Origin of the sequence: Psychromonas aquimarina ATCC BAA-1526 (genome assembly GCF_000428725.1) — a bacterium.
Lineage (GTDB): Bacteria > Pseudomonadota > Gammaproteobacteria > Enterobacterales > Psychromonadaceae > Psychromonas > Psychromonas aquimarina.
On sequence record NZ_AUAM01000132.1, the window covers coordinates 1 to 1491 of the forward strand.

A 1491-nucleotide genomic window follows, 5' to 3' on the forward strand; every position below is an offset into this window, starting at 1 on the left:
AACAAGCCGTTAAAGTGCGACAAAATACAGTTGGCTATTTTCGCTACGCTCAAGTTTAGCCAACAATATTTTGCGCCTTAACAGGGGCGTTAGCTATCTCGTATATATTTCCACTGGATTTGGATAATATGAAAAATAATAAATTAGTAAAGTTAATGCAAGCAGATTTTGATTCTGGTGAATCACTGCAAAATATTTTTTGTAAATATAAAAATGTAGGTATTAAAAAGAAAAAAATTGCATATTTTGTTAGCACTTTAAAAGATAAGACCTTAATTGAAAAACATAAAATCGCAAAAAACACCCTATTAGGTTTTATGTTTATAGTTGTAATTGTTAACTCTCTTTTGACATATGGTGCAGTAAATGAAATTGCGTCAAGTACATCTAATTACATGGTTGTAACAATAACAATGCAAATGACTGTAATACCAATGTTGTTTCTATATGGCTTCTTTAAACAGAGTTATAAAACATATTTAGGTTATTTAATATTATTTATTATTCTACTTCCAATGTCAGTTAATAGCCTGCTCAGCGGTAATACTATTTTTGAATTTGGGTTTTTAATTTTCTTATTGAGCTTTTTTCTTGTTATGTATCTTAAGTCTAAACTTTTTCCTTACATGACGCTACTTGGCCCCAAAAAAGATGTAACAAAACAGTATTTAGTTGCAAAAAATAGCTAACAAGGCAATTAACCGGACATAAAACAGTTGGCTTTTGTTCGTGCCTCACAAATTATAGCCAACAATTTTATGCCGTTTATTGCGGCGTTATGTGACATCGCTAATATTTGAGCAAAGCTGTTTATGAAAAAAAACCGTCTAGTAAATAAAAAGGTATCTAGGAAAAAGTATCGAAGTAACAGTCAGGCTGTAATTACAAAGCGTAAGAAATCTTTTCATTCCCTTTACTGGGTGAATTTATTTCTAACAACGGTAATATTTGTTTTGTTTTTAAATACTGGCGACATTGGTCTCGCTCTAATTGCTGCTGGATTTACGTTCTTTTTACCGTTGCTTTTATGGGCAATGAAAGAAGTTATTCCACCGCAAATAATTTCAAAGGCATTATTAAAAAAGTTTTACCTAGCTCAGTAATAAATCACATAACAAGCGCATTAAATCTGACGTCTCACATTGTCCGATTTTTTGCTTAAAAGAAAATGACGCAAAAAAGCGTCCAACATGTTCCGCAGTTTATGCGGGCGTTAGTTGCCACCACTAATCAAAAGAAAATTAGGTTGCTTGGTGTGGTTTTAAACTCAAAGGATTGGTGTTTTTAAACGGTGTGTTTTCGCCTTTTGAGTTGTTTAGAGTTTATCAATTTGAGTTTTATTAAAGCCTCAAATTCATCGGTTTGGTGTGTCGTGGCGGTGGGTGCAAACGCACTTCACTTCTGAATACGCGCCGAACTTAAATTAGCGTTGGTTCTTTGCTTCGAGTAAGCAATCAACTAACAAAGCGTTCAATCGGACGCATTACGGCT

Annotated in this window: 2 protein-coding genes; both read left to right on the top strand. The window is 33.4% G+C overall.

Annotation, left to right across the window (positions count from 1 at the left end; translation table 11 throughout):
- Window positions 1–128 precede the first annotated feature (128 nt).
- Complete coding sequence (locus G337_RS0119300) at window positions 129–689, top strand: hypothetical protein (protein WP_028865304.1); 561 nt, start codon at window positions 129–131, stop codon at window positions 687–689.
- A 123-nt stretch (window positions 690–812) separates the two neighbouring features.
- Window positions 813–1103: a hypothetical protein gene (locus G337_RS0119305; RefSeq protein WP_028865305.1), complete on the top strand. Its 291-nt coding sequence runs from the start codon at window positions 813–815 to the stop codon at window positions 1101–1103.
- Window positions 1104–1491: the final 388 nt, after the last annotated feature.